Annotated in this window: 24 protein-coding genes and 2 riboswitches; of the genes, 7 read left to right on the top strand and 17 right to left on the bottom strand. The window is 73.0% G+C overall.

Features of this window, described 5'->3' with window-relative positions:
- Window positions 1-11 precede the first annotated feature (11 nt).
- The 5 genes from RLT58_RS34065 to RLT58_RS34045 are packed head-to-tail and all read right to left on the bottom strand — an operon-like array spanning window position 12 to window position 7,282.
- Complete coding sequence (locus RLT58_RS34065; RefSeq protein ID WP_311314219.1) at window positions 12-839, bottom strand: ECF transporter S component family protein; 828 nt, start codon at window positions 837-839, stop codon at window positions 12-14.
- Window positions 836-2,500: an ABC transporter ATP-binding protein gene (locus tag RLT58_RS34060; protein WP_311314218.1), complete on the bottom strand. Its 1,665-nt coding sequence runs from the start codon at window positions 2,498-2,500 to the stop codon at window positions 836-838. Before RLT58_RS34060 ends, RLT58_RS34065 begins: the two co-directional genes overlap by 4 nt.
- On the bottom strand, window positions 2,497-3,681 hold the full coding sequence (locus RLT58_RS34055) for an energy-coupling factor transporter transmembrane component T (RefSeq protein WP_311314217.1): 1,185 nt from the start codon (window positions 3,679-3,681) through the stop codon (window positions 2,497-2,499). The genes RLT58_RS34060 and RLT58_RS34055 overlap by 4 nt, the downstream gene beginning before the upstream one ends.
- A gap of 5 nt (window positions 3,682-3,686) precedes the next feature.
- Entirely contained in the window at window positions 3,687-4,610 is a 924-nt protein-coding gene (locus tag RLT58_RS34050; protein ID WP_311314216.1) for a hypothetical protein, read from the bottom strand.
- Window positions 4,607-7,282: a prenyltransferase/squalene oxidase repeat-containing protein gene (locus RLT58_RS34045; protein WP_311314734.1), complete on the bottom strand. Its 2,676-nt coding sequence runs from the start codon at window positions 7,280-7,282 to the stop codon at window positions 4,607-4,609. Before RLT58_RS34045 ends, RLT58_RS34050 begins: the two co-directional genes overlap by 4 nt.
- A gap of 206 nt (window positions 7,283-7,488) precedes the next feature.
- Window positions 7,489-7,617, bottom strand: a riboswitch (cobalamin riboswitch).
- Window positions 7,618-7,715: 98 nt separating this feature from the next.
- A riboswitch (cobalamin riboswitch) is annotated at window positions 7,716-7,793 on the top strand.
- Window positions 7,794-7,915: 122 nt separating this feature from the next.
- Here RLT58_RS34045 and RLT58_RS34040 point away from each other — a divergent pair.
- The gene (locus RLT58_RS34040; RefSeq protein WP_311314215.1) at window positions 7,916-9,328 is read left to right on the top strand and encodes a prenyltransferase/squalene oxidase repeat-containing protein; all 1,413 of its coding nucleotides are present in this window, start codon (window positions 7,916-7,918) and stop codon (window positions 9,326-9,328) included.
- A gap of 238 nt (window positions 9,329-9,566) precedes the next feature.
- Complete coding sequence (locus RLT58_RS34035; protein WP_311314214.1) at window positions 9,567-10,853, top strand: YhgE/Pip domain-containing protein; 1,287 nt, start codon at window positions 9,567-9,569, stop codon at window positions 10,851-10,853.
- Here the strand turns inward: RLT58_RS34035 and RLT58_RS34030 are convergent.
- Window positions 10,841-11,437 carry a TetR/AcrR family transcriptional regulator gene (locus tag RLT58_RS34030; protein WP_311314213.1) on the bottom strand — a complete coding sequence of 199 codons (597 nt, stop codon included), beginning with the start codon at window positions 11,435-11,437 and terminating at the stop codon, window positions 10,841-10,843. The two genes, RLT58_RS34035 and RLT58_RS34030, sit on opposite strands and share 13 nt — an antisense overlap.
- 203 nt (window positions 11,438-11,640) lie before the next feature.
- Here RLT58_RS34030 and RLT58_RS34025 point away from each other — a divergent pair, with 203 nt between their 5' ends.
- Window positions 11,641-12,798 (top strand): FAD-dependent oxidoreductase, encoded by a 1,158-nt coding sequence (locus RLT58_RS34025; protein ID WP_311314212.1) that lies wholly within the window; start codon window positions 11,641-11,643, stop codon window positions 12,796-12,798.
- Between the two features lie 42 nt (window positions 12,799-12,840).
- Here the strand turns inward: RLT58_RS34025 and RLT58_RS34020 are convergent, their stop codons facing one another.
- Together RLT58_RS34020 and RLT58_RS34015 are read right to left on the bottom strand one after the other, a co-directional pair.
- Window positions 12,841-13,083: a GNAT family N-acetyltransferase gene (locus RLT58_RS34020; protein WP_311314733.1), complete on the bottom strand. Its 243-nt coding sequence runs from the start codon at window positions 13,081-13,083 to the stop codon at window positions 12,841-12,843.
- A gap of 90 nt (window positions 13,084-13,173) precedes the next feature.
- Entirely contained in the window at window positions 13,174-14,085 is a 912-nt protein-coding gene (locus tag RLT58_RS34015; RefSeq protein ID WP_311314211.1) for a LysR family transcriptional regulator, read from the bottom strand.
- 71 nt (window positions 14,086-14,156) lie between these two features.
- Between RLT58_RS34015 and RLT58_RS34010 the strand changes: the two genes are divergently transcribed.
- Together RLT58_RS34010 and RLT58_RS34005 are read left to right on the top strand one after the other, a co-directional pair.
- Window positions 14,157-15,098, top strand: a complete 942-nt coding sequence (locus RLT58_RS34010; RefSeq protein WP_311314210.1) for an NAD-dependent epimerase/dehydratase family protein — start codon at window positions 14,157-14,159, stop codon at window positions 15,096-15,098.
- 13 nt (window positions 15,099-15,111) lie between these two features.
- Window positions 15,112-16,002, top strand: coding sequence for an aldo/keto reductase (locus tag RLT58_RS34005; RefSeq protein WP_311314209.1), 891 nt, complete (start codon window positions 15,112-15,114; stop codon window positions 16,000-16,002).
- Here RLT58_RS34005 and RLT58_RS34000 read toward each other — a convergent pair.
- The 3 genes from RLT58_RS34000 to RLT58_RS33990 form a co-directional block, all read right to left on the bottom strand.
- Window positions 15,999-16,871, bottom strand: a complete 873-nt coding sequence (locus RLT58_RS34000; RefSeq protein WP_311314208.1) for a haloalkane dehalogenase — start codon at window positions 16,869-16,871, stop codon at window positions 15,999-16,001. The genes RLT58_RS34005 and RLT58_RS34000 overlap by 4 nt on opposite strands.
- An 82-nt stretch (window positions 16,872-16,953) precedes the next feature.
- A complete protein-coding gene (locus tag RLT58_RS33995; protein ID WP_311314207.1) occupies window positions 16,954-17,361 on the bottom strand; it encodes a pyridoxamine 5'-phosphate oxidase family protein in 408 nt (135 codons plus the stop codon).
- On the bottom strand, window positions 17,358-18,050 hold the full coding sequence (locus RLT58_RS33990) for an NAD(P)-dependent oxidoreductase (protein ID WP_311314206.1): 693 nt from the start codon (window positions 18,048-18,050) through the stop codon (window positions 17,358-17,360). Before RLT58_RS33990 ends, RLT58_RS33995 begins: the two co-directional genes overlap by 4 nt.
- Window positions 18,051-18,138: 88 nt before the next feature.
- Between RLT58_RS33990 and RLT58_RS33985 the strand changes: the two genes are divergently transcribed.
- Both RLT58_RS33985 and RLT58_RS33980 read left to right on the top strand, forming a co-directional pair.
- Window positions 18,139-18,795, top strand: coding sequence for a TetR/AcrR family transcriptional regulator (locus RLT58_RS33985; RefSeq protein ID WP_311314205.1), 657 nt, complete (start codon window positions 18,139-18,141; stop codon window positions 18,793-18,795).
- 45 nt (window positions 18,796-18,840) lie between these two features.
- Window positions 18,841-19,227, top strand: coding sequence for a DoxX family protein (locus RLT58_RS33980; RefSeq protein ID WP_311314204.1), 387 nt, complete (start codon window positions 18,841-18,843; stop codon window positions 19,225-19,227).
- A gap of 6 nt (window positions 19,228-19,233) precedes the next feature.
- On the opposite strand, the gene RLT58_RS33975 is transcribed toward RLT58_RS33980, so the two are convergent.
- From RLT58_RS33975 to RLT58_RS33950, 6 genes are all read right to left on the bottom strand, one after another.
- A complete protein-coding gene (locus RLT58_RS33975) occupies window positions 19,234-20,373 on the bottom strand; it encodes an SGNH/GDSL hydrolase family protein (RefSeq protein ID WP_311314203.1) in 1,140 nt (379 codons plus the stop codon).
- Window positions 20,374-20,503: 130 nt separating this feature from the next.
- Entirely contained in the window at window positions 20,504-20,674 is a 171-nt protein-coding gene (locus RLT58_RS33970; RefSeq protein ID WP_311314202.1) for a hydrophobic protein, read from the bottom strand.
- Between the two features lie 168 nt (window positions 20,675-20,842).
- Entirely contained in the window at window positions 20,843-21,874 is a 1,032-nt protein-coding gene (locus tag RLT58_RS33965) for an iron-containing redox enzyme family protein (protein ID WP_311314201.1), read from the bottom strand.
- Complete coding sequence (locus RLT58_RS33960; RefSeq protein ID WP_311314732.1) at window positions 21,871-22,092, bottom strand: CDGSH iron-sulfur domain-containing protein; 222 nt, start codon at window positions 22,090-22,092, stop codon at window positions 21,871-21,873. Before RLT58_RS33960 ends, RLT58_RS33965 begins: the two co-directional genes overlap by 4 nt.
- A 13-nt stretch (window positions 22,093-22,105) precedes the next feature.
- A complete protein-coding gene (locus RLT58_RS33955; RefSeq protein ID WP_311314200.1) occupies window positions 22,106-22,807 on the bottom strand; it encodes a HemK2/MTQ2 family protein methyltransferase in 702 nt (233 codons plus the stop codon).
- A gap of 252 nt (window positions 22,808-23,059) precedes the next feature.
- Entirely contained in the window at window positions 23,060-24,790 is a 1,731-nt protein-coding gene (locus RLT58_RS33950; RefSeq protein ID WP_311314199.1) for a thiamine pyrophosphate-dependent enzyme, read from the bottom strand.
- Window positions 24,791-24,802 lie beyond the last annotated feature (12 nt).

Here is a 24,802-nt window from a genome sequence, read left to right as displayed (position 1 = left end):
CTGAGCGGCGCTCAGGCGTCCCGGCCGTCGGCGTCCGCGGGTCCCGAAGGAGTGAAGCGCACCGGGGCCCGGAAGCGGGCGCGGCGGGCGGCGCGGCGGAAGGTGGTGAGCACGGCGGGGCCCGCCAGCACGATGCAGACGAAGTTGGTGACGGCCCGCCCGGTGTCCCAGCCGAGCGAGGTGGCGAGGTCGAAGGCGAGATAGCGGTGCCACTGCTCGGTGAACGGCAGTCCGGGCAGATAGGCGATGGAGCTGTTCGGGTCGAGGGAGAAGGGCCAGAAGGACAGATTGAGCAGGAAGCCGAAGAGGTAGCCGGAGACCGATCCGTACGCGGCGAGCATCAGGACCTCGCGGCGGCCGGTGGCCCGGGGCAGGAACCCGGCGAGCATGCCCACGAAGGCACAGCCGAACATCTGGTACGGCATCCACGGCCCGACCCCGCCCGTGATCAGCGCGGAGGTGAAGAGCGAGGTGCAGCCGAGGGTGAAGCCGAAGCCGGGGCCGTAGACGCGCCCCGCCAGTACCAGGACGAAGAAGACCGTCTCGATGCCGGCCGTTCCCGCGCCCAGGGGCCGCAGTGCCGCGTTGACGGCGGACAGGACGCCGAGCATGGCGAGGGCCTTGGAGCTGATGCCGCCCTCGGCGATCTCGGAGAGCACCACGCACAGGACGAGGACGAGCAGGACGCCGAAGATGAGGGGCGGGGCGTAGTTCGAGCCGAATGTGCCGGGAGCGACGACGAAGGGCCAGAAGAACGCGACCACGCCGAGGAACGCGGCCAGGGCGATGACCAGCGTGACCCGGGGGGTGAGCCGGATGGCCGCGGTGGTGGTGCTCATGTCCGGTCCTCGCCGTCGGCCGCCGGGGCGTCGGGTGCCTCCAGGGCCGCGGTCACCTGGTCGACGGTGAGGAAGGGCAGCGGCGCGAGGATCTTGGCGGTCTGCGGTGCGAACACGGGTGAGGCGACGATGACTTCGCAGGTGGGTCCGTCCGCGACGATGTCGCCCTCGGCCATGACGACCACCCGGTCGGCGGTGCGGGCCACGAACTCGACGTCGTGCGTGGAGACGACGACCGCGCGCCCCTCGGCCGCGAGTGCGGCGACGATCCGGGTCAGCTCCGCCTTGGCCCGGTAGTCCAGCCCGCGCGTGGGTTCGTCCAGGAGCAGCACCTGGGGGGTCGCGGCGAGCTGGATCGCGAGGACGAGGGCCAGCTTCTGCCCCTCGGACAGGTCCCGGGGGTGGGTGGCGTCGGCGATGCCCGGGGCCAGCCGGTCGAGGATCTCCCGCGCCCCGGCAGGGGTGCCCCCGTCGGCGGACTCGCTGTCGGCCTGGCCGAGTTCCTGCTTGACGCTCTCCAGGTAGAGCAGGTCGGCGGGTGTCTGCGGGACGAGCCCGACGAGCCGCCGGGCGTGCGCGGCGGACAGGGTGTGCGGGTCGCGCGCGGCGCCGTCCGAGGTGACGCGTACGGTTCCGGCCCGGCGTGGTCCGGACCCCTGGAGCGCCCACAGCAGGGAGGACTTCCCGGAGCCGTTGCGCCCCATCAGCGCGGTGATCTCGCCGCCGCGCAGGTCGAGGTCGGCCTCGCGGACGGCGGGGACACCGTGGTAGCTGACGGTGACGCCCCGCGCGGTCAGCAGGGTGGCGCGTCCGGACTCCGGGGCGGGGCGGACGGGGGCGGGACGGACGTCACGGAGCCGGGTGCGCAGCGGGGCGGCGGCGCGGCGGGCGTCGCGGACGGACAGGGGCAGCGGGTGCCAGTCGGCGGCGCGGGCGAGTTCCACGATCGGCGGGGCGATGGACGAGGTGCGCAGGATGTCGGCGGGGGCGCCGTGGACGGCGCGGCCGTCGCCGGGGAGGTGGATGACCCGGTCCGCGTACTGGACGACGCGTTCGAGACGATGCTCGGCCATGAGGACGGTGACGCCGAGGTCGTGGACGAGGCGGGTGACGGCGGCAAGGACCTCGTCGGCGGCGGTGGGGTCCAGGGCGGAAGTGGGTTCGTCGAGGACGAGGACGCGGGGGTGCGCGGTGAGGACCGAGCCGATCGCCACGCGCTGCTGCTGGCCGCCGGAGAGTTCGTGCAGGGCGCGGTGGCGCAGGTCGGCGAGGCCCAGCAGGTCGAGGGTCTCCTCGACGCGCTTGCGCATGACTGGGGGTGCGATGGCCAACTGCTCCATGGCATAGGCGAGTTCTTCTTCGACGGTGTCGGTGACGAACCCGTCGAGCGGGTCCTGCCCGACCACACCGACGACATCGGCGAGTTCGCGGGGAGGGTGGTGGGCGGTGTCCCGGCCGTCGACGGTGACGCGGCCGTGGAGGGTGCCGCCGGTGAAGTGCGGCACGAGTCCGTTGACGGCGCCGAGGAGGGTGGACTTGCCGACGCCGGTGTGGCCGACGACGAGGCAGAGTTCGCCCTCCTCGACGGTGAGGTCGATCTCGCGCAGGGCGGGCCGGGCCGCGTCGTCGTACTGGACGGTGACCTGGTCGAAGGTGATCACGTGGCTTCGGCTTTCTCGGCGCGCTGCCGGGGTACGGCCGCGTGCGGCGGGGCCGGCGGCGGTGCGAGGAATCCGGCGGTCCCGGCGAGCAGGATCGCGAAGGTCGGCACCGCCGGCAGGGTGGGCCAGCTGAGGGGGTAGATGGAGGGGTTGAGCTCGGCCGCGTCGAAGCCGACGTTGCCGAAGAGCAGGACGGCGGAGAGCACCCCGGTGCCGGCGACGGTCCATTCGGGCAGCAGCCACGGGTCGGGCCGGTAGGTGGTGCGCGAGACCCGGCGTCCGCCGAGCCGCAGGCCCGCCACGCACAGCACGGCTCCCGCAGCCATCGCGGGGAGTCCGAGGAAGGCGGGTGTGGTCGCGTCGAGGAGCCCGTAGGCCCCGGCGCACAGGCCGCACATGCCGAGGAGCATGAGCGCGCCGGTGATCCGCCGGGAGCGGCGGGTGGCGGTGCCGGCGCGTCCGTAGCCCCGGGAGTCCATGCCGGCGGCGAGGCGCAGGGAGCGTTCGAGTGCGTCCTCCAGGACGGGGACGACGATGCCGCGCAGCGCCTTGAGGCCCCTGTTGCGTCCGGCCCGCAGCCGGCGGGCGCGGGCGACGCGCTGGACGCTCTGCACGAGTTGAGGGGCCACGCTGATGGCGACGGTGACGGCGACCCCGAGTTCGTGCAGGGCGCCGGGCAGGACGCGCAGGGCCCGTTTGGGGTTGGCGAGGGTGTTGGCGGCGCCGATGCAGCACAGCATGCAGGCGAGCCGCAGCCCGTCGGTGGCGGCCGAGAGCAGGGCTTCCAGCGAGACGGGGCCGCCCAGCCGGATGCCGGCGTACCAGTCGGGGGTGGGGATGTGCGGGAGCGAGAAGAGGAAGTGGTCGTGCGGGGTGATGCCGGTGGCGAACACGGCGCGGAACAGGACGCGGATCGCGACGACGGTGAGGGCGAGGCAGAGGTAGTACTTGAAGCCGCGCGCCCAGGGGGCTTCGGTGCGGCGGGCGGTGACGACGTATCCGAGGACCGCGAGGACGAGGAACAGCAGCAGCGGGTTGTTGGTGCGGCTCACGGCCGTGGCCAGGGCGAGCGCCCAGATCCACCAGGCGACCGGGTGCAGCGTCCTGGGCAGGCGTCGGCCGCCGGTGTCCGGCGCGTGGCCGGACACCGGTGCGGCCGATTCGGGAGCGGTGTCCGGCACCCGGGTCACTCCGTGCGGCGCCGGCGTACGGCCGCGTATACGGCCGCCCCGGCGACGAGCACGATCAGCGCCCCGCCGACGATCACCGGCACGCGGGAGCCCGCGTCGGCCTTCGCGTCGGCGGCCGGCTCGGCGTCGACCACCTTCTTTCCCGTGCCCGGGGCGCTGGGGGCCGGGCTGGGCGTGACGGTCCCGGACGGACTCGGTGACGGGGAGTCGGAGGCGCTGGGCGACGGGCTCGGGGACGGCTTCGCCCTGGCGGAGGCCGGCTCGGTGGGCGACGGTCTCTTCGGCTCGGACGGCTGGGGGCCGGTGTCGGTGCCCGGTGGCAGCTCGGGGGCGCGCTCGGTCGAGGCGGGCTTGCCCGCGTTGCCCTGCGCCCGGGTGTTGTGGGCGCGCAGCTGGTCCGGGGTGAGCGTGGGCCGGCCCTCGGTGCCGCCGATGTCGGTGCCGCCGAAGATCCACAGGTCGACGCTGCCCGGCTTCGGGCGGTAGAGCATGGCCCCGAGCTGGCTGTACTCCCAGGAATTGGCGCCCGGGTCGGCGTGCCAGTAGGACCAGTACGCGGAGGCGGGCGGCGTCAGGACGCAGTCGTCCTGCTGAGGGGTGGGGTACTGCTTGCCGCCCCGGTGGCCGCTGTAGCCGATCCGGCAGATGAACGCCGGGCCGTCGTGCCCGGTGCCGGTGGTGCGCCAGCCGCCCTGGTTGAGGAGTTCGTACCCGGTGGTGGGTGTGGTGCCGCAGGAGCGGTAGACGGGGCCGCCCCAGTGGCTGAAGTCGACCGCGAGCACGACGCCGGAGGTGGTGGTGCACCGGCCCATCGGCTGCGGATCGGCCGCCGCCGAGGAGGCGTTGGCCGTCAGCGCGGCAGCGGACAGCAGAAGGGCGGCCGCCGCTCGGACGGCCCTGCGCCATGCCGGGATGCTCATGCCCGCTCCCCTGCGGCGGCCCGGCGACGGCCCATGACGACCACGCGCCATCCGGCGCCGACGAGCAGGGCGGCGAAACCGGCGAGGGCGACGGCCTGCACACCGGTCGAGGCCAGTGCCCCTCCGCCGGAGCCGCCCGTGCCGGTGTCGGCGATGCCGCCCGTGCCGCCCGTCGAGTCGTCGGGGGTGACGATCTGCGGGGTGGAGGCGCCGGGGCTCGGGGTGGGCTGGGGTGCGGTGCCGGTGAGGCTGCGCTCCAGCGTGCCGAACGAGATGCCGGTCGCCCCGCCCACCGCCTGGGTGGAGGCGCGCAGATCCGATCCGCGCTGGCCTTCCTTCGCCACGTTGAACCCGCCGTCGCCGTTCTGCTGGCCGGCGAGGAACTTACGGGCCTTGGCGATCTCTGCGTCGTAGCGCTCGGCGTCCAGGGAGAGCCCCTGGACCGCGAGGGCGGCGGAGTTGACCGAGTCACCGGCTGCCCCGGGGAAGCCCCCGTCGGGCAGTTGCTTGCCCGCGATCCAGCCGAGCGCCTTGTCGACGGCCCGGTCCGCCTTCTCGCCGCCGGCGAGGTCCAGGGCCATCGCGGCGATGGCGGTGGAGTCGACGTCGGAGTCGCCCGTGGCGGGGATCAGGCTGGGCCAGGCACCGCTGCCGTGCTGGAGGCTCTCCAGGTACGCGATCGGGTCCTGGGCCGCCTTCTTCTCACCGGCTCTCAGCTGGGCCATGACCGCCAGCGACTGGGAGAAGACGGAAGGGGCGTAGGTGTAGGCGCCCTTGGCGGCGCAGCTGCGGTCCGGCGCCTTGCTCGGCGCGGCGCACACGGCCGCATCGAGTCCGGCGACGAGGTCCTTGCCGCCGAAGGCGCGGGGGTCGCGGCCCACGGCCTCGGCCAGCAGGGCGGCCTTGCCGATGGACCCGCCGAGCGCGTACTCGGTGCCGGTCCCGGTCCAGTCCTGGAGGGTTCTTCCTTCGCCGTCCTTGCCGCCCTTGTCGAGGAAGTCGACGATCCCGCGCAGCTTGTCGTTGTTCAGGCCGGTCGCCGCGAGCGCGTAGGCACCGTCGATGGTGAGGCCGAAGTCCGCGTGGCCCGAGCCGGTCCCCGCGACGTAGTACTGCCCCTGCTTCAGGTTGGCCGCGCTGGTGAGGTAGGCGACGCCCTTCTTCAGGTCGGGGCCTTCGCCGGCGGGGCGGGTCGGGGCGGTGGTGGGCGGCTTCGTCGTGGGCGGCCCGGTGGTGGGCGGGTCGGTCGGCCCGGACTCCTTCACCGTCAGGCGGACGAGGTCGGTCCCGGCGCCGGCGAGGACGGCGGGCGAGGTCGCGTACAGCGCCGGGTCGGTGGCGTCCTGCTCGAAGCCGAAGCCGCCGCCGTCCAGTTGCTCGCGCGAGAGCCAGGAGACGGCCGCGTCGGCCTGCGCGGTGTCGCCGAGTGCGCGCAGCGCCTGGGCGGCGTACGCGGTGGCGTGGACGCTGCCGGTGGCGGAACCGGTGTAGCCGGCGAAGGAACCGTTCTCGCTCTGTGCCTTCTTCAGGTACGTACGGGCCTTGGCGACGGCCGCGTCCCGGCCGCCGGCCTCCTTCAGGGCGAGCGCCACGAGACCGGTGGTGGCGGGGTCGCCGTCGCAGTACTCGTCGGGGCCGATCAGGATGCCGGTGACCCCGCCGTCGTCGCACTGGAGCTGGGTCAGCCGCTCGACGGCCGCGGCCGGGGGGACGGCGTCGGCGCGGAGCAGGGCCAGGACGGCGAGCGCCTGGCCGTCGCCGTAGGAGGCGTTGCGGAAGTCGCCCGGGGCGGTGCAGCCGGAGGTCGTCGGGCCGGTGGTGCAGACGTTGTCCACGAGGCCGGCGATCAGGTCGTGGCCGCCGAAGTGGCGCGGGTCGCCCTCCGTGGCCTCGGCCACCAGGGCGAGGCGGGCGGCGGCGGTCGCGTCCGGTGCCTGGCCCGCGCCCGAGGGGTAGGCGTAGTCGTCGGCGTGGGCGGCGAGGAAGGCGGTGACCTTGTCGAGGGTACCGCCGTGGCCGCCGGTGGCGGCGAGTGCGTAGGCCGCCTCGGTGGTCAGCAGGTAGTTGGGGGTGTCGGCGCCGTCGTCGACAACGCGTTCGCCGTCCTTGAGCGCGCTGTCGACCCAGGCCGAGGCGGCGGCGAGGTCGATCGCCCCCGGCGCGACGGTGGGGGTGTTCCCGGGGTCGGGGGTCCCCGTGCCGCCCTGGGCCCGCACCTCGTCCGGGGTGAAGGCCGGTTTGCCGGTGGTTCCGCCGATGTCGGTGCCGCCGAACACCCAGGCGTCGACATCGCCGTCCTTGGGCTTGCGGTCCATGGCCCCGTACTGGCTGTAGGTCCACTTGTTCTGGCCCGGCGAGGCGATCCAGTAGGACCAGTAGGCGGTGGCGGGCGGGGTGAGGACGCAGGATTCCTGGGCCGTCGTCGGGTACTGCGTGCCGGAGCCGAGGCCGATACGGCAGATGAAGGCGGGGCCGTCGTGCTGGGTGCCCTCGGTGGTGAACCCGGCCTCGTGGAGGAGTTCGTACCCGGTCGTCGGTGTCGTGTCGCAGCCGCGCTCGACCTTGCCGCCGAAGGGACCGAAGTCGACGGCGACGATCGCGCCCCTGCTGGCCGTGCAGTCCCCGAGGGGGTCGGCCGAGGCGGGGGTGACGGTGACGAGTGTCACGCACATGGCAAGCAGCAGGAACGCCGCGGATATCAGGGCCAGGAACGCACGGGCCCCCGCCTGTCGGTCTCTTCGCTGTGCCGTTGCGGTCCCCACCGCGGCCCCCTCGTCCTGGCGCCGCGAGGACAGGAACGTGGCAGAGGCGCCCGCACCCCAGAGGTCACCACGGGGTGGAGCTGTCGACCACGCCGTAGTCCGCGACGGCGTTTCTCGCTGCAGATCAGGGCCCAGGTAATCCGGCTCGCCCGGCGGATGCCGGGCCTACGGTTGCGGGTCAGCGCCGGATTTCGACCGGCTTCCCCTGGAACCTCGTGCTTATCAGGCGGATTGGAGCACGGTGCCGCACACGGCGTCAAGACGACGTGTGGCAGCGCGCGGAGGGCGGCGCGGGGGCTGCTGGCAGGACCGCACGGCCTGGGGTAGCGTCCTGGGCTGCCACATGGGGGAACCCGGTGAGAGGCCGGGGCTGACGCGCAACGGTGTGGAGCGGCGGGGACCGCTCCGAGCCCGAATGCCCATGGCGGCGGTGCACCACAGGAAGCCGGTCCACGCGTTCGGGCGGCGGCCCCTGCCACTGCTGCCCTGCCTTCGAGGCGGGACGCGGGGCCCGGCCGGCGCCCCTCATCACAGGAGCAGGCCATGCCCCGTACCCTCATCCCGACCCGTCTCGCCCTCACGGCGACCGTCTCCCTCGGGGCGCTCTGTCTGAGCGTCCTGCCGGCCGCGGCGACCGCCACGCCGGCCCAGATCGCCACCTCGAAGACGAACGGTGTCGCATACCTCAAGTCCCTTCAGGCGGCGGACGGTTCGTACGCCGGAGCGGGACTCTCCAACGAGTGGGCGTTCAGCGCGCTCGCCTCCGCCGGTACGGCGGCCGTCGACGTCACACCGGGCGGCGACGCCACGAAGAACGCGAGATCCGTCTACCGCGGTCTGCTCGCCACGGCGGGCTGGCCCTCGGCGACACCGGTGGTGACCGACTACGAACGCGCCACCCTCAACGCGTACGCGGCCGGCATCGACCCGGCCCGGGTCTCCGCCTCCCGCAACCTGATCGGCGACATCTACGGCTACTGGCAGACGGCGGAGCCGGGCTACTTCGGCCCTTCGGCCAACTTCAACGGCACCGTCTTCGCCGCGCTCGCCCTGGGCGGCGCGAAGACCCAGGCCGGAGCGCAGCGCATACCCCAGGCGCTGCGCTCCGCGCTGATCACCCGCATCCGCGCCAACCAGCACAACGACGGCGGCTGGAACTACAGCAAGGCCGAGGGCGACGCGGGCCAGCTCGGCAGCACGAGCGACATCGACATGACCGGTGCCGCGATGGCGGCGCTCTGCGTCTCCGGCGTGCCGAACACGGACACCGACATCACGCAGGCCAAGGCGTTCCTCAAGAGCAAACTGGTGCCCACGAGCGGCGCGTTCAACGCCATGTTCGGCGTCAACACCGACTCCAACGGCTGGGCCGTGTCCGGCCTGAACGCCTGTGGCATCAACCCGCAGACGGGCGACTTCCTGACCTCGGCGGGCAAGACCCCCGTCGACTTCCTGATCGCCCAGCAGTTCAACCCCGGCGGCGGATTCAAGTACCTGCCGAGCGACACCTCGCCGTCCGCCTACGCCTCCATCGACGGGCTGCGTGCGGTCGCGGGAGGGGGCTTCACCGCCACTCCCCCGGCGCCCGCCACCAGCGGCGCGCCGCAGTGGGTGGCGCAGTCCGCGTTCACGCCCGGCACCGCCACCAAGCTGGCCCTCACCGTGGACGACGGCACGGGCGGCCTGAAGGTGTGCTCCGTCTCCTTCACCCCGACCGGGACGACGACCACGCTCGGCGCGGTCCTCGACGCGGCGACGACGGCGGCGACCCCGTCGGGCTGTGTCAGCGGGGTGACGCCCTCCTCGGGCACCGGCACGATCACGGCCCTCAACGGCAAGGCCAACAGCGGGTCGAACACCTGGAAGGTCGGCGTGGACGGCTCGGCCTTCGCCGGCGCCGCCCGGAACAAGGTCATCAACGCGGGCGACACGATCGCCCTGCGCTGGGGCGCCTGACCTCGGCGTTCCCGTGCGGCGGCCGGCCCGCAGCGAGGCCGGCCGCCGCGCGGGGCGGTGCGTGCGCACCACGACATGACCTGCCGTCAAAGTGTCGTAACCTTCCGTTCCGTCGTGCTCGCTCTATGGTCGTGATGCGTCCGCAGGCGGTGCCTGCGGCAGCCCAGGGAACGAGGGAACCGTCCGCTTCCGTGGGCCCTTCAGCGACCGCATCGCCGTCACGAGCCCGTGGAGTGGTATGGCTACCGAGATCCCCGCCCGCGTCCCCGGCCCGCCGGCCTCCGCCGGCCGAGTGCTGCGCCGGTGGAAGATCTGGCTCGCTCCGGGCCTGCTCAGCATCCTGGTCACCCTGGTGCTGTCGCTGCTCTACATGGGCGGCATCCTCACGCCGGCCCGCAGCCTGGACCAGTTGCCGATCGCTCTGGTGAACGCGGACACCGGCGCTCCGCTGCCGGGCCAGCGGGAGAACCTGGGCACCCAGGTCAGCGCGGCGGTCGTCGCCTCCACCCCCGGCAAGCAGGTGCGGTGGCACCGGGTGAGCCGGGCGGAGGCGCAGCAGAAGCTGGCGGCGGGCAAGGTGTTCGGCGCGCTGGAGATCCCCGGCGACTTCACCGCGTCGGTGGGGCGGCTGACGACGGCCCGGGCGACGGTCCGGCCGACGATGACGGTGCTGACCAACCCGGGCGCGGGCAGCCTCGGTTCCTCCCTTGCGGCCCAGATCGCCCAGAAGGCCGCCCAGCAGTCGTCGCTGTCGATCGGGAAGCAGCTGACGAAGTCGGCCACGGCCGCCGGGGCGAACGCCACGACGCGTCTTCTCCTCACCGACCCGGTGGCGGTGAGCACGCGGGTGGGGCATCCGATCGGGGAACACACCGGTCTGGGGCTGAGCGCTTTCTACTACACGCTGCTGCTGGTGCTCGCCGGGTTCCTGAGCGCCAACATCGTGCACACCGGTGTCGACACCTCCCTCGGCTACGCGGACACCGAGATCGGCCCCTGGCACACCCGGCGCCCGACCCTGCCGATCGACCGGACGCAGACACTGCTGCTGAAGATGGTCATGACCGCGGGACTGACGGTGCTGACCACCACGGCGCTCATGGTGGCGACCATCACCGTCCTGGGGATGGACGCACCCCATGTGGTGCAGCTGTGGCTGTTCTCGTACTGCGCGTGCCTCGCGGTCGGTCTGGGTGTCCAGGCGATCAACGCCGCGTTCGGCAGCGTCGGGCAGCTCGTGGCCATGTTCGTGTTCATCGCGCTGGCGCTGCCGTCGTCCGGTGCCACGGTGCCGCTGGAGGCCGTGCCGTCGTTCTACCGGTTCCTGGCCGCCTTCGAACCCATGCGCCAGCTCGCCGCCGGTGTCAGGGCGATCCTGTACTTCGACGCCCAGGCGGACGCGGGGCTCACCCGGGGCTGGATCATGGTGGCGATCGGCTTCGTGGCGGCGCTCGTGTTCGGCTTCGCGATGACGCGCTACTACGACCGCAAGGGTCTGGACCGGCTGGTCCCTCAGCCGGGGTGACCCTGCGCCCGGCCGCCGTCCCACCCGTGTTCGAGCAGATCGAAGGCGACGTCGACGGCGTGCCCGGCGTCTGCGGCGTCGTGGGCCAGGGCGGAACTCTCCAGGGCGAACCGCGCCAGGGCGGCGCAGCGCGGATCGTCGGCCGGGGCGCCGATGTCCGCGGCGATCGCCCGGGCAAGGGCGTCCTGGTGGCGCATCCACATGCGGTGCGCGTAGTCGCTGAGCGCCGGGGTGCCGGTCACCAGGTCGAGGAAGTCGCGGTAGGCGGGGTCGGAGCCGGCCGAGCGGACACGGGCGCGCTTGACCTGGGCGCACAGGGCCTGGGGGATCGTCGTGCCGGGGGCGCGGTCGCGGACGGCCGCGACGAGCCCGGCCTCCTGGTCGGCCTCCTCGTCGAAGACGAGCGCCTCCTTGCCGGGGAAGTGCTTGAGCAGCGTGGTGGTGGAGACGTCGGCCGCCTCGGCGACGTCGTGCAGGGTCACGGCGTCGTATCCGTGTGCGCAGAAGAGCCGCAGAGCGGCGTCCGCGAGCGCCTTGCGCGTGGCGGCCTTCTTGCGTTCCCGCCGTCCGATCGGTGTCGTCATTCTTTTATCGTACACAAGGGTGCCTGATCCCAAAAGTTGTACCGTTGCACTTTTTTGGTCGTTGTGCTTCTGTGGCTACGGGAGGACCCGCCGCGAAGCCGGGGGATTCCGCCGGTACGCACCGGCCCGGCGCCCTCGACGGCGTCGCCGTTCTCCTCTTCCCCCGCCCACTCTCAGCTCGACGTACGACCACGGAGGTCGCCGTGAACCGCATCCCCCACCCCATATCCGCCGCCCGTATCGCCGTCATCGGCGCCGGACCCGGCGGCCTCGTCTGCGCCCGTGTCCTCCAGCGCCACGGCCTCGACGTCACCGTCTACGAACTCGACGCATCCCCGACCGCCCGCGCCCAGGGCGGCACCCTCGACATGCACCCCGACACCGGTCAGCACGCCCTGCGCGCCGCCGGGCTGTGGGACGCCTTCGCCGCGCTGGCCCGGCCCGAGGGCGAGCAGTGGCGCCTGGTCGGACGCGACGGGCGGATCATGTTCGACTCCGCCCCGCCGGAGGACGGCCGGGGCCGCCCGGAGATCGACCGCGGCCGGCTGCGCGGTCTCCTCCTCGGCTCGCTCACCCCCGGCACGGTCCGGTGGGGTCACAAGCTGGACCGCGCGGAACCGCTCGGCGACGGCCGCCACCGTCTGTACTTCGCCGACGGCAGCACCGCCGGCACCGACCTGGTCATCGGCGCCGACGGCGCCTGGTCACGCGTCCGCCGGCTGGTGTCGGACGCGATGCCCGTCTACACCGGCGTCACCTTCGTCGAGACCGGACTCGACGACGCCGACACCCGCCACCCCGAACTGGCCGCCCTCACCGGCAACGGCACGATGATGGCGCTCGACGACAACCTCGGCATCGTCGCCCAGCGCAACAGCGGCGGCCACATCCGCGTCTACCTCGGCCTGCGCACCCCCGAGGACTGGCACCGGCGGGCTGGCATCGACCCGGCCGACCCCGACGCCGTCCGCGACGCACTCCTGGAGCGCTTCACCGGCTGGGACGCGGCGCTGCGCGCCTACCTCACCACCACCGACACCGGCTACACCGACCGACCGCTGTTCGCGCTGCCCGTCCCCCACACCTGGGAGCGCACCGCCGGGGTCACCCTGCTCGGCGACGCCGCCCATCTGATGTCGCCGCTCTCCGGCATGGGCGCCAATCTCGCCATGCGCGACGGCGCCGACCTCGCACAGGCCCTCCTGGACCACGCGGACGTCGACGAGGCCGTCACCGCCTACGAGAAGATCCTGCTGCCCCGCTCCGCCGAGGCGGCCGAGGGCGCGGCCGGCGCCCTGGACGGCACCTTCGCCCCGGACGGCGCCGCACAGACCCTGGCCCATATGACCGCCCACCACTGACCCGCCTCCAGACGTCGCACCCGGCACACGGCCCACCGGCGCCTACAGCGCGCGCCGGTAACGGACTTCGGGCACCGACACCCCGTCGTACTCCTCCGTCCGCACGGCTCCATCGGCGGCGTAGCCGGCCTTCTCGTAGAAGCGGCGGGCCCTGGTGTTGGCGTCGAGGACCCACAGCAGCATCAGGTCGAAACGCCGGGCGCGCGCATGCGCGTGGACCGCTTCCAGCAGGGCGCGGCCGATTCCGGTACCAATGAGGGAGGGGCCGGCGTACAACGCGTACAGCCTCCGCGTCGGCCCGGGTCATCGCTCTCACTGTGGACATCCCGGCACCCTGGAGGACCCCCCTGGACCGGTGGCGGTGGCGTGCGTCGGTCACTCGTCCTCCAGCGCCGCCACCCGCCGCTTCAGGGCTCCGATCAGCGTGGTGATCTGACGACGAGCCCGGTGGTGGCCGAGCGCCGCGACGCCGATGTGCCGGGCCGGGGCCGGTGGACCGACCGGGACGGTCCGCAGGCCGGGTATCTCCGGTGTCAGCGCGATGGACGGGATCAGCGAGATACCCAGGCCCGCGGCGACCAGTGAACGGGCGAAGAAGTAGTCGCTCGTCGTGCCGCGCACCTCCGGGACGAAACCGGCCTGCTCGGCGTAACGGCGGAGGTAGGCCTCGGTCTTCAGACAGCCGAGCACCCAGGGCTCGCCCGCCAGCTCGGCGAGGTCGAGCACCTCGCGCCCGGCCAGGGGGTGCCGCGCGCCCAGGACGACGTGCAGGGGGTCGTCCATGAGCGGGGTCCACTCCAGCCCGGGCCCGCTGCCCGGCCGGCCGGGCAGCGGGCCGTCGAAGTGATAGGCGAGTGCGAGGTCGACGGCTCCCTGCCGGACCAGTGGAAGGCTGTCCTCGGGCTCGAACTCCCTGACATGCAGCACTGTTTCGGGGTGGGCCGCCGTCAACTCGGCGAAGGCGCCGGGGAGCAGCAGCCTGCCACCGCTGGTGAACGTGGCGACGGTGAGCTGGGTGCGGCCCGTGCCGAGCTCGCTCACCTGCTGCTGGGCGTGTTCCAGCTCGGCTGCCACCGACTCGGCCGCGCCGACCATGATCCGGCCGGCCGGGGTGAGGGTGACCCCGCGCGTGCTGCGCGCCACGACCTGGGAGCCGAGGCTGCGCTCCAGGGCGGCCACATGCTGGGAGACGGCCGAGGGCGTGAGCCGCAGGACGGCCGCCGCCCGGTTGAAGCTGCCGTGCTCCGCCACCGCCCGCAGGACGCGAAGCCGCTGTATGTCGATCAACAGTTCTCCTTATGACGTACCCAGCAGGTCGGCACTTCTGCTGATGACCGTACGTCGCCAGGATGAAGGGCATGCAAAGAATCTGCGTCATCGGCGGCAGCCGCTACTTCGGAAAGCTCCTGGTCCAGCGGCTGCTTCTCGCCGGGCACCGGGTCACGGTCGTCAACCGCGGCTCCGCGCCGCCTCCGCCCGGGGCGGAGCACTTCGTCGTCGACCGCGACGACGAGGCCGCCCTGTCCGCCGCGCTCGGCGCCCGTACCTTCGACGCGGTCGTCGACCAGATCTGCTACACCCCGGTCCAGGCCGCGAGCGCGGTCCGCGTCTTCCGCGACCGCACCCGGCGGTACGTCATGACGTCCACCATCGAGGTCTACGACCCCGCGTCCGCCGCGCTGCCGGCCGTCGCCCGCGACACCCCGGTGCCGGAGGAGACCGTGGACCCGGCCGTCTGGCCGGTGCGCACGGACCTGCCCTGGCACGACGCGGACTATCTCGACGCCCACTACGCCGAGGGCAAGCGCCAGGCGGAGGCCGTCTTCACCCGGGACGGGCGGTTCCCGTACGTGTCCGTGCGCAGCGCCCATGTACTCGGCGGCGGCGCCCAGGAGTTCACCGGCCGCCTCGCGCACTACACCGAACGGATCTCGCGGGGAGCGGAGTTCGTCGTCCGCCCCGAGGAGCTGCCCACGGTCTTCATCCACTACGAGGAGCTGGCCGGCCTCCTCCTGTGGGCGGCCACGGCCGACGGCTTCACGGGTCCGCTGAACGCCTGCTCCGACGGACTGCTCGACGTCCACGGCCTGGCGGCGGCGATCGGCGCGGCCACCGGCCGGACGCCCGTGCACCGGACGGCCGCCGCGAAGGAGCCGGCCGGGCCGTTCTCCTTCGACCGGCACTACGCCATGAGCAACGACCGGGCGAAGCGACTGGGCTTCACCTTCGCGCGCACCGCCGACTGGCTGCCCGGCGCCGTCGCCGAATCCCTTGCCGTTTCCACCGTCCCTGCGGCCTGAGGAGCACACCGCCATGCAGTACCGCACGATCGGCAGCACCGCGGTGAGCGCCATCGGGCTGGGTGCCATGCCGCTCTCCATCGAGGGCCGCCCGGACGAGGCGCGGGCCGTCGCCACCGTCCACGCCGCCCTGGACGCGGGCATCACGCTCATCGACACGGCCGACAGCTACCACTGGCACGCCGGGGAGACCGGTCACAACGAACTCCTCATCGCCCGGGCGCTGCGGTGCTACCCCGGCGACACCTCCGGCGTGCTGGTCGCCACCAAGGGCGGGCGGGGGCGCCCCGGGGACGGCAGCTGGACCGTCACCGGATCGCCCGGTCACCTCAGGCGTGCGGCCGAGGCCTCGGCCCGGCGGCTGGGTGTCGAGGCGATCGGCCTCTACCAGCTGCACAAACCGGATCCCGACGTGCCCTGGGCCGAATCCGTCGGCGCGCTGCGCGATCTGCTCGACGCCGGCACGATCCGGGCCGCCGGGATCTCCAATGTGACGACGGACCAGATCCGCGAGGCGCATACCATCCTCGGCGAGGGGCTGGTCTCCGTACAGAACCGCTACTCCCCCGCCGTGCGGGACAGTGAGCCGGAGCTGCGGCTGAGCAGACGGCTGGGGCTCGCCTTCCTGCCGTGGAGTCCGCTGGGCGGCATCACCCGAAGCTCACTCGACGGCCCGCCCGAGCCGGCCTCTGCGGGCACGCCCTTCCACCGGGTCGCATCCGCCCACGGTGTCAGCCCGCAACAGGTGGCGCTGGCCTGGCTGTTGACCCGCTCACCTGCCATGGTCCCGGTTCCGGGGGCCAGCCGCCCCGCGTCGGTCCAGGACTCCGCCCGGGCGGCCTCGCTGAAGCTGAACGAGGCGGAGACGGCCCTGCTCGACGCCACCGGGCAGGGCGCTTCCTAGGAACGTGCCAGCCCGTGGCGGGTCGCCCAGGCGTCGATCGCGCCGGCCAGTTCCTCCGGGCGGTCCTCCGGGGTGTGGTGACCCGCCGGGCCGTGGCGGGACACCTCCAGGCCCGCGATGTTCGCCTCGCACCAGGCCACGGCGCCCCGGTCGGTCATGGCGCCCGGTCCCGGCTCGAACGCGGCGAGCAGCTTGGGGACTTCCGGGCCGGCCGCCAGCCAGGCGTCGTAGCGCTCGATACGGGCCACGACATCGGCCGGCTCGCCGTCCAGCGGCATCATGCGGGTCCACGCCAGCACCGGGCGGCGGCTGTGCGGAGTCGGGTAGGGGCGGCGGTAGACCTCCAGATCGGCGGGGGCCAGCGGGGTGGCCAGGGTGTCCGGGAGCCCCTCGATGAACAGCGACTTCTCCAGGATCATGTCCTCACCCACCCCGGGCGTGCGCAGCAGGGTGAACAACTCCCGGCCCGCTGCCGGGAACTCGTCGCCCACCAGAGGTTTGACGACGGTCTCGGTGAAGGCGATGCCCCGGACGGTGTGCGGGAGCCGGGCACCTCGGTCGAAGGCGAGCGCGCCGCCCCAGTCGTGCCCTATGAGAACGGCCTCGGTCAGGCCGAGCGCGTCGAACCAGGCGTCGAGGTAGCGGGCGTGGTCGTCGAAGGAGTAGGCGAGATCGGGCTTCCCGGAGTCGCCCATGCCGACGAGGTCGGGGGCCAGCAGCCGCCTGCCGGGCGCGGCCACACCGGGCAGGACGTTGCGCCACAGGTGGGAGGAGGTGGGGTTGCCGTGGAGGAAGACGAACGGCAGTCCGTCGGGGTCGCCGGACTCGCGGTAGTGGAAGGTGGTGTCGAGGACGGGAACGGTGGGCATCGCGGTGTCACATCGCTTTCGGTACGGAACTTCGGCAGGGGACCTCGCTACGGAATCCTCTTGCGGGATCTCGTTACGGGGCTCAGAGGTTGAGGCTCTGGACGCGGTCGACGGCGATCTCGACGACGACGAGGTCCGGCGGGGCGGGCGGGGCCGCGCGGTAGCGGGCGGCGTAGCGGCGGACCGCCTCGGCGAGGCGGCCGGGGTCGTCGGTGACCGCGGCCCGGCCTTCGAGGGTGATCCAGCGGAAGCCGTCCGCCTGGCAGAGCGCGACACGGGCCGCCGGGCCGCCCGCCGCGATGTTGCGGGCCTTGCGGGCGCCGGCCCTGGTGGTCACCCGGGCCAGTCCGGTCGCGGCGTCGAAGGTGAAGCGGACGGGGGCGACGTGCGGGGTGCCGTCGGGGCGCAGGGTGGTGAGGGTGGCGGTCTGCCGCAGGGCCAGGAACGCGCTTGCTCCGGTGCCGAGTTCGGCGGTCGTCCCCCGGCTCACTTCTTCTTCACGCCCTCGTTCCAGATGAGCTTGGCGATGTTCGGCCTCACGTCCGTGGTGATGACGCCCACGGCCGTACGGACGTAGCGCCGCTCGTCCAGTTCGCGCAGCATGCTCGCGGCGAGATCGGTGCGGGCGGTGAAGACGCCGTCGGCACTGGTCTCCTCGGTGCGGTAGTCGGTGACGGCCGGGTGCTCGAAGAGGCCGGAGGGCCGGACGAGGGTCCAGTCGAGACCGGTCGCACGGATCACGTCCTCCATGCGGCGCATGTCCTCGTGCAGGGTGCGGCCGAGGCGCCGGTTGACCAGGGGGTCGAGGACGTGGTTGAAGAAGTGCGCGCCGGTGGGGCGCCAGGCGGGGTCGGCGATGCTGGAGCTGATGGCGAGCAGCCGCTTGATGCCGTGGCGGGCCATGGCATCGGTGAGGGCCGCGGCGCTCGCCGAGTACGTGGTGATCGTCTCCTTGCTGAAGCGCGCGCCCAGCGCCGAGAGGACGGCGTCCGTCCCGTCGAGCGCGGCGGCGACGGCCGCCGGATCGGTGGCGTCCGCGACGGCCTCGGTGAGGCCCGGCCGGTCGGCGAGGGAGCCGGGGCGGCGGGTCACCGCGACGACCTCGTGGCCCCGGTCGAGGGCCTGGGCGGTGAGACGGCGGCCGGTGGGTCCGTTGGCGCCGAAGACTGCGATACGCATGGCGGGGGTCCTGTCGTGTGGTGGCCGGTGGGGCGGGTGGCTGGGACACCCTTGACTCTCCCGAGCACGCCACGCAGGCTCAACGCTGATGAATAACGCCGCCCTCGCCCCCGCCCGCACCCGGGGCCGCCCCCCGGGCAATCCGCCGACCCGAGCCTCGATCGTCTCGGCGGCCCGCACCCTGTTCCTGGAGCGCGGCTACCGGGCGACCACGCTGCGCGCGGTGGCCGGGGCCGCCGGGGTCGACGCGGCGCTGATCGCGTACCACTTCGGCTCGAAGAAGGGCCTGTTCGCGGACGTGATGCAGTTCCAGTGCGCCAACGCGCTGGCGGTGGACGAGGTCCTCGGCGGCGACCCGGCCACGCTGCCCGGCCGGCTGATCGACGCGGTGACGGGCCTGTGGGAGGATACCGACTTCCGCCGGCTCACCACGGGCGACGAGGCCACCGAGGTCATCCGCGAGTACCTGGAACGCGAGCTGCTGGCCCGGCTTGTTGAATTTCTCGGCGGCCGGGACGCGACCGCGCGTGCCACGGCGGTCGTGACGATCCTGGGCGGCCTGATCTACACCCGCTACGTCAACCCGCTCCCCACCCCCGCCGCCCTCACCCCGGCACAGACCCGCACCGCCCTCACCCCGGCCCTCCGCGCGGCCCTGGCCCCGACCGGGGCCCGGCGGCAGTCACGGGGGAAGCCGGGAACCGAGGGAGGGCGCGTCCTGGCCGGCGGCGGCTGCGGCCAGTAACTTACTTTCCAGTAAGTCCGGCTGCCGAACCGTCCAAGGAGACCCATGCCCCGCACCCCGCATTCCTCGCTCCTCCTCGCCGGGCTCATGGCCGGGGCCGGGGTGCTGCACTTCACCGTTCCGAAGGCATTCGACGGGACCGTGCCGCGGGTTCTGCCGGGGTCGCCGAGGGCGTGGACATATGCGAGCGGGGTGGTCGAGTGCGCGCTCGCCGCCGGGCTCGTCCATCCGCGCACGCGGCGCGTCGCGGCGCGGGCGACGGCCGGCTTCTTCGTCGGTGTGTTTCCCGCCAATGTCCAGATGGCCGTCGACTGGCGGCACCGCCCCGCCCTGCCGAGGGCCGCCGCCTTCGGGCGGCTCCCCCTGCAGATTCCGCTGGTGCTGTGGGCCCGCAGGGCCGCCAGGGACGAGGACGCCCCCGGCGTCCGGTAGGGCGGCTCAGCGGAAGGGGCCGTCGTCCGCGAAGGCGTGGGCGGCGAAGCGTTCGCCCATCCGCCGGTACGCGGCAGCGGTGGGGTGCACGCCGTCGGCCAGGTCGTCCGTCTCGCCGGGGCCGAGGAGTTCACGGCCGTCGAGGTGGTGCAGGCGGGGGTCGTGGGCCTGGCGGACCGTCACGATCCGGGCCAGTTCGTCCCGTACGACCGAGAGCGTCAAGGCGCCGCGCGCCACCTCCGCGGGGTCCCCCGTCGCCACGAACCTCCCGTCCCGGCCCGCGGTGGTGGGACCCGGCACCTCCTCGACGGCCGGGCAGCTCACCGGGGACACGATCAGGAGCGGGGCGTCCGGGTGGCCGTCCCGGATCGTGTCCAGGAACCCGTGCACCGCCGGGCCGAACGTCCGCAGCCGGAACGCGGCCAGGCTCACGATGTTGATGCCGGTCTTCAGGCTGATCAGGTCGGCGGGCAGGTCGCGGATCGTCCGGGCGACATAGGGGTCCAGGAGCGCGTTGCCCGGCTGGCTGAGGTTGACCACCTCCACGCCGCCGCGTGCGGCGGCCACCACCGGCCAGGTGCCGGTCGGGCCGTCGGCCTCGATGCAGTGGCTGATGGAGCTGCCGTGGTGCACCCAGCGCCGCCGCCCGTCCGGCAGCGGCGGCAGGACGGCACCGTCCGCGCGCAGGGCCACGAGTTCCATCGGGGTCTGCTGCGGCAGCCACAGCTCGATGTGCTTCAGTCCCGGGGCGAGTCCGGAGAACCGCACGGTCCCGGGCTCGCCCGGGACCAGCTGCCGCGGACCGTCCGGGCCGCCGGTCCGCATCACGTCACCCACCGGAGCCTGCCGGCGCCCGGCCAGCACACCGTCCACCAGCAGGTCCAGCATCCCGGTCGGGGCGGGCCCGGTGTCCGTCGCGAGCCGGCCGGTGAAGGTCAGCACCTCGAACTCCAGCTCCGAGGCATCCGTGCGGAACACCAGCCGCACCCCCGAAGGCATCAGCGTCGTCCCGTCGACCGAGGGGTCCTGATACTGCTCCTTGGTCCACGCGGGCAGCCGACGCGGCATCAGCCCCTTCCGGCCCGCCTGGATGTCCAGCGCACCCCGTATGTCCACCGGCCCGTCCACCAGCGGAACATCCCGCATCGCCACCGTCCCGCCTCTCCCGCCCGGAATCCCGGATCGCTCTCCGGCGCACCGTACATGCCGGACATGCGGGATGGCCCGGACCATTGGGTCCGGGCCATCCCGCATGTCCGGTGTGTTCTGCCGCTGCCTACCAGCGGTACCAACGGCCACGACGGCCACCGGTTCCGGCGGAACGCATCACGAATCCGAGCAGCCACACGGCCAGCACGATCACGGCGACGATCCACAGAGCCTTGAGAGCGAATCCGGCACCGAAGAGAAGCAGGGCGAGAAGAAGAACGAGAAGCAGGGGAACCATTGTTATCAACCTCCAGAACAGCATGTGCCCTGGCATCCGTTCCCCATTCCCCGGAAAATCATAAGTTTTTTCTTTTCGTGTGGGGGCAGAAGGTGGCGCTCTGCCGTTGCGCAGAAATGCGTCGCGAAATCGGTCATGATTCCGTCGGCGCCTTTTCGGGGCGCGCCGTTACGCGGGGTGCGCGTCGACCGGCGTCCTGAGCGCCGTGCTCCCGGAGCGCCAGGCGGACAGGATGTGGGCGGCGAGACGGTCCTCCAGGTAGCCGGTGGCCTCCACGCCCAGGACGACGTCGGCAGCGAGGTGCGGTTCGAGCTCCAGCAGCCCGCCGATCACCTCGCGGCGGACCACTTGTTCGTGGACCGCGTCGGCCTCGACGTGCTCGTCGTAGAAGCGCTGGGCGGCGGCACCGGCTCCCACCCGGCGCAGCGCCTTGGCCAGCCTGCGCGAGCCCGGGGACGACGTGATCTCCAGAGCGGCGAAATGGCCGACCAGCGCGCCTCGCAGGGAGCGGTGGAGCCCGAAGAGGGACATCAGGTTGACCGTCGCGAGGGCGGGTGCGGGGGCGTGTTCGAGGTAGGCGCCGTACGCCGTGTCCAGGTCCAGGTCGGCCATCAGGTCGGCGAACAGCCGGGCGTGGATGTCCTCGGCCCGCCCGGCGCCGAACTCGTCGAACTCGATGGCCACCATGGCCGCCTTCGCCCGGCCCACGAGCCGGGGCACCACCCACAGATGCGGATCGGCCTCCTTGAGCTGGTAGAGCGAGCGCAGCGCCGCGTACTCGCGCAGCTGCCCCCGCTCGCCCTCGCGCTGGAGGAAGTGGCTCACGCTGTGCGGGTCGTCTCCGGCCGGTTCCACCAGCAGTGCGTCCAGCGCCTTCTCCACGTCCTTGCCGCCCGTGGTGTTCTGCCGCAGCGTCCGCAGGAAGACGGCCTCGGCCGCGGCCCGAACGCGCAGCAGGGCCGGGTCCCACTCCAGGTCGTCGTCCGCTTCCTCGAAGCCCCGGTAGTGCAGCTCGTAGAGCATGTGGAGCAGAAGGTGCAGGTCGTCGCCGAGCGGGTCGGACGCCTGGATGGCGTCGTCGGGGGGCAGCGAGGCGCTCCGGCCTCTGAGCACGGCGACGACGCTCTCGGAGAGGTCGCCCCGAGGCGCGGGGAGGCGGGGCGCCGTGACGGCGGAGGGTGCGGCCGGGAGTGCGGTCATGATCCGTCCTCGGCTGTCGTGGTGGCCGCGGCGCTTTCGTCGGCGGGCCCGGGGACGCGCCGGCGGTGGCTCGTGTCGCACCACGGGTACGTACGGCTGCGGCGGCAGGTGCAGATGGCGACGACGAACCGCTCGGAGACGAAGACCTCGCCGTCGCCCGTGGTCACCTCCACGGGCCCCTCCACCAGCAGCGGACCGTCCTCCCGGTCCACCCGCATGCGGCGGGGACGTTCATTCCTTTCGCGCACGGACAATCACCAGTTCCTCCTGGTCCGCGCCCGACGGCACCAGTCCCCGGGCGCGCAGCCAGGGCAGCCGGGCCCTGGTCACAGGACCGAAGGGCAGGGCCGTGCGGGCGCTCACCGATGTGTTCAGTCCGGCCCGGGACAGCCGCCGTACGGTCTCCTCCGGCCTGCTGAGCTCCGAGTGGACCAGGAGCAGCACTCCGCCGGGGCGCAGGGCCGAGGGCGCCAGGTCGCAGATCCGGTCGATCAGTATCCGGCCGTCGAATCCGGCGTCCCAGGCCCGGCCGGCCCCGCGCCTGGGCACGGTGCCGCTCGGGGCGGGGACGTACGGCGGGTTGCTGACGAGCATGTCGAAGCGGCGGCCCGGGAAGAGGGACAGCAGGTCCCCCCGGTGCACGGAGACGGGCAGGCGGGCCAGCGCGGCGTTCAGCCGGGCCGACGCCACGGCCCGGCGGCTGATGTCGACTGCGGTCACCCGCGCGCCCAGCCGCGCCGCGCACAGGGCCAGTGCCCCGCTTCCGGTGCACAGGTCGAGTACGTCCGTTCCGGGACCGATGCCTTCGCGGTGCATCGCGGATGCCAGCAGAGCCGTGTCGGCCTGGGCGCGGTAGACGCCGGGCAGGCGAATGGTCACTCCGTGCAGAGGCCGTACCTGACCGGCCGGTCCCGCCGCTATTCCTGCGGCCATGAAGATGCCTCCCGTATCGGACGGCCGCCCGTGTGCCAGGTTCGCCCATCCGGGACGCGGCCGCCACTTGTGCGCCGGCCGTGCCGACGTAAATCCGGCCCGGTGCGAAAAGAAATTTCACGGTCGCCACGACGCCGGTATCACGACGTCCGTGGAGCCGATATCACGATTTCCACGAGGCCGGTATTCCGCGTCCTTTCGGCTGCGCGACCGGTCCAGGGCTCACTTGCCCCCGCGTCCGTGCCCCACACGTCATTTCTGCCGTGTGATCTCTTTCGCCTTGGCGACGACGAAGCCCCAGCCCTGGGCGGCGGTCGGCTTGGCGGGTACGGCGATCTCGTCCGGGTTGGTCAGGACGTCGAGCAGGACCGGCCCCGGTGTGCCGAAGGCCCGGCGCACGGACTCCTCCAGCGCGTCGGGGTCCGTGACGCGGATGCCGGTGATCCCCAGGGCCGTGGCCACCGCGGCGAAGTCCGGGTTGTCGAGCTCGGTGCCGAATTCGGGCAGTCCCGTCTGTTCCTGCTCCAGCTTGACCATCCCGAGGCGGCGGTTGTCGAAGACGATCAGTTTGACGGGGAGCTCGGCGGTCCTGAGGGTCATGAGGTCTCCGAGCAGCATGCTCAGTCCGCCGTCGCCGCAGAACGCGACCACCTGGCGCTGCCGGTCCAGGCACTGGGCGCCGAGAGCCTGGGGCATGGCATTGGCCATGGAGCCGAGGTTGTACGAGCCGATCAGACGCCGCTCCCCGCGCATCTCCACGAACCGGGAGAGCCACACGGTGGCCATGCCGGTGTCGGAGGTGAAGACCGCGTCGTCGGAGGCGGTCCGGTCGACCGCCGCGGCGAGGGCCTCGGGCCGTATCCCGTGGGTGGGGTTGTCGAGCGCGGCACGCATCCGCCCCACCGGGTGCTCGTCGTGCGCCGGGTCCGCCGTGCGGGCCTGGCTTAGGCGCCAGGACGCGAAGTGCTTCCGGGCCCGGTCGAGGTGTGTGCGGTCGCGGCCCTCCCCTGCGCCCAGGCAGGCGAGCAGATCCCGGACGGTGACGCCGACATCGCCGACGAGCCCGGCCTCGACCGGGACCCGGCGGCCGATGTGGGCGGGCTCGGTGTCGACCTGGACGACGGTGCGGCCCTCCGGATACCAGTCCCGGTAGGGGAAGTCGGTGCCCAGGAGCAGAAGGGTGTCGGCCGACTCCATGGCGGAGGCGGCCGCCGGGTTGCCGATCAGCCCGGTCTGGCCGACCTGGAAGGGGTTGTCGTCGCCCTCGAAGCCCTCTTTCGCCTTCAGGGTGAGCACCATCGGGGCCGCGAGCCGGTCGGCCAGTTCCCGAACGTCCTCACGGGCCTCGCGGGCACCCCTGCCGACGAGGAGGGTGACCCGCTCGGCGCGTTCGAGGAGGTCGGCCGCCTTCCGTACGGCTGCCTCCTCGGGCCGGGTGACCGCCGTGCTCAGGGGGCAGCGTGCCCTGCGGTCCGTGCCCAGCTTCCGGTCGCCGAGGTCGGCCGGCACGGTGAGGACGGCGACGCCCCGGCGGCCCAGGGCGCTGCGGACGGCCGTCTCCAGCAGCTGCGGCAACTGGTCGGGAGAGGTGAGCGTGGCCCGGAACACCGCGACATCGCTGAAGAGGGCGTCGTTGTCGACTTCCTGGAAGGCGTCGCTGCCCATGTCGGCCACGGCCACCTGTCCGGCGACGGCCAGGACGGGGGTACGGCTCTTGGCCGCGTCGTAGAGGCCGTTGAGCAGGTGGACCGAGCCGGGGCCGACGGTGCCCATGCAGACGCCGATGGTGCCGGACAGCTGGGACTGCGCACTGGCGGCGAAGGCGGCGGCCTCCTCGTGCCGGCATCCCACCCACTCGATGTCCTCGGTGAGCCTGATGGCGTCCGTCAGCGGGTTGAGCGCGTCTCCGACGACGCCGAACACCTGGCGCACGCCGAGTTCGGTCAGGGCGTCGACGATGGTGCGGGCAACGGTACGGGTCACGAAGTCCTCCTG

The sequence above is a fragment of the Streptomyces sp. ITFR-16 genome, assembly GCF_031844705.1.
In the GTDB taxonomy this organism is placed as follows: domain Bacteria; phylum Actinomycetota; class Actinomycetes; order Streptomycetales; family Streptomycetaceae; genus Streptomyces.
This window is presented reverse-complemented; position numbering and strand designations above follow the sequence as displayed.

Coding starts and splice junctions, on each gene's coding strand:
- RLT58_RS34065 (WP_311314219.1), bottom strand. CDS start 839: ATGAGCACCACCACCGCGGCCATCCGGCTCACCCCCCGGGTCACGCTG.
- RLT58_RS34050 (WP_311314216.1), bottom strand. CDS start 4,610: ATGAGCATCCCGGCATGGCGCAGGGCCGTCCGAGCGGCGGCCGCCCTT.
- RLT58_RS34045 (WP_311314734.1), bottom strand. CDS start 7,282: ATGTGCGTGACACTCGTCACCGTCACCCCCGCCTCGGCCGACCCCCTC.
- RLT58_RS34040 (WP_311314215.1), top strand. CDS start 7,916: ATGCCCCGTACCCTCATCCCGACCCGTCTCGCCCTCACGGCGACCGTC.
- RLT58_RS34035 (WP_311314214.1), top strand. CDS start 9,567: ATGGCTACCGAGATCCCCGCCCGCGTCCCCGGCCCGCCGGCCTCCGCC.
- RLT58_RS34030 (WP_311314213.1), bottom strand. CDS start 11,437: ATGACGACACCGATCGGACGGCGGGAACGCAAGAAGGCCGCCACGCGC.
- RLT58_RS34010 (WP_311314210.1), top strand. CDS start 14,157: ATGCAAAGAATCTGCGTCATCGGCGGCAGCCGCTACTTCGGAAAGCTC.
- RLT58_RS34005 (WP_311314209.1), top strand. CDS start 15,112: ATGCAGTACCGCACGATCGGCAGCACCGCGGTGAGCGCCATCGGGCTG.
- RLT58_RS34000 (WP_311314208.1), bottom strand. CDS start 16,871: ATGCCCACCGTTCCCGTCCTCGACACCACCTTCCACTACCGCGAGTCC.
- RLT58_RS33990 (WP_311314206.1), bottom strand. CDS start 18,050: ATGCGTATCGCAGTCTTCGGCGCCAACGGACCCACCGGCCGCCGTCTC.
- RLT58_RS33985 (WP_311314205.1), top strand. CDS start 18,139: ATGAATAACGCCGCCCTCGCCCCCGCCCGCACCCGGGGCCGCCCCCCG.
- RLT58_RS33980 (WP_311314204.1), top strand. CDS start 18,841: ATGCCCCGCACCCCGCATTCCTCGCTCCTCCTCGCCGGGCTCATGGCC.
- RLT58_RS33975 (WP_311314203.1), bottom strand. CDS start 20,373: ATGCGGGATGTTCCGCTGGTGGACGGGCCGGTGGACATACGGGGTGCG.
- RLT58_RS33970 (WP_311314202.1), bottom strand. CDS start 20,674: ATGGTTCCCCTGCTTCTCGTTCTTCTTCTCGCCCTGCTTCTCTTCGGT.
- RLT58_RS33965 (WP_311314201.1), bottom strand. CDS start 21,874: ATGACCGCACTCCCGGCCGCACCCTCCGCCGTCACGGCGCCCCGCCTC.
- RLT58_RS33960 (WP_311314732.1), bottom strand. CDS start 22,092: ATGCGGGTGGACCGGGAGGACGGTCCGCTGCTGGTGGAGGGGCCCGTG.
- RLT58_RS33955 (WP_311314200.1), bottom strand. CDS start 22,807: ATGGCCGCAGGAATAGCGGCGGGACCGGCCGGTCAGGTACGGCCTCTG.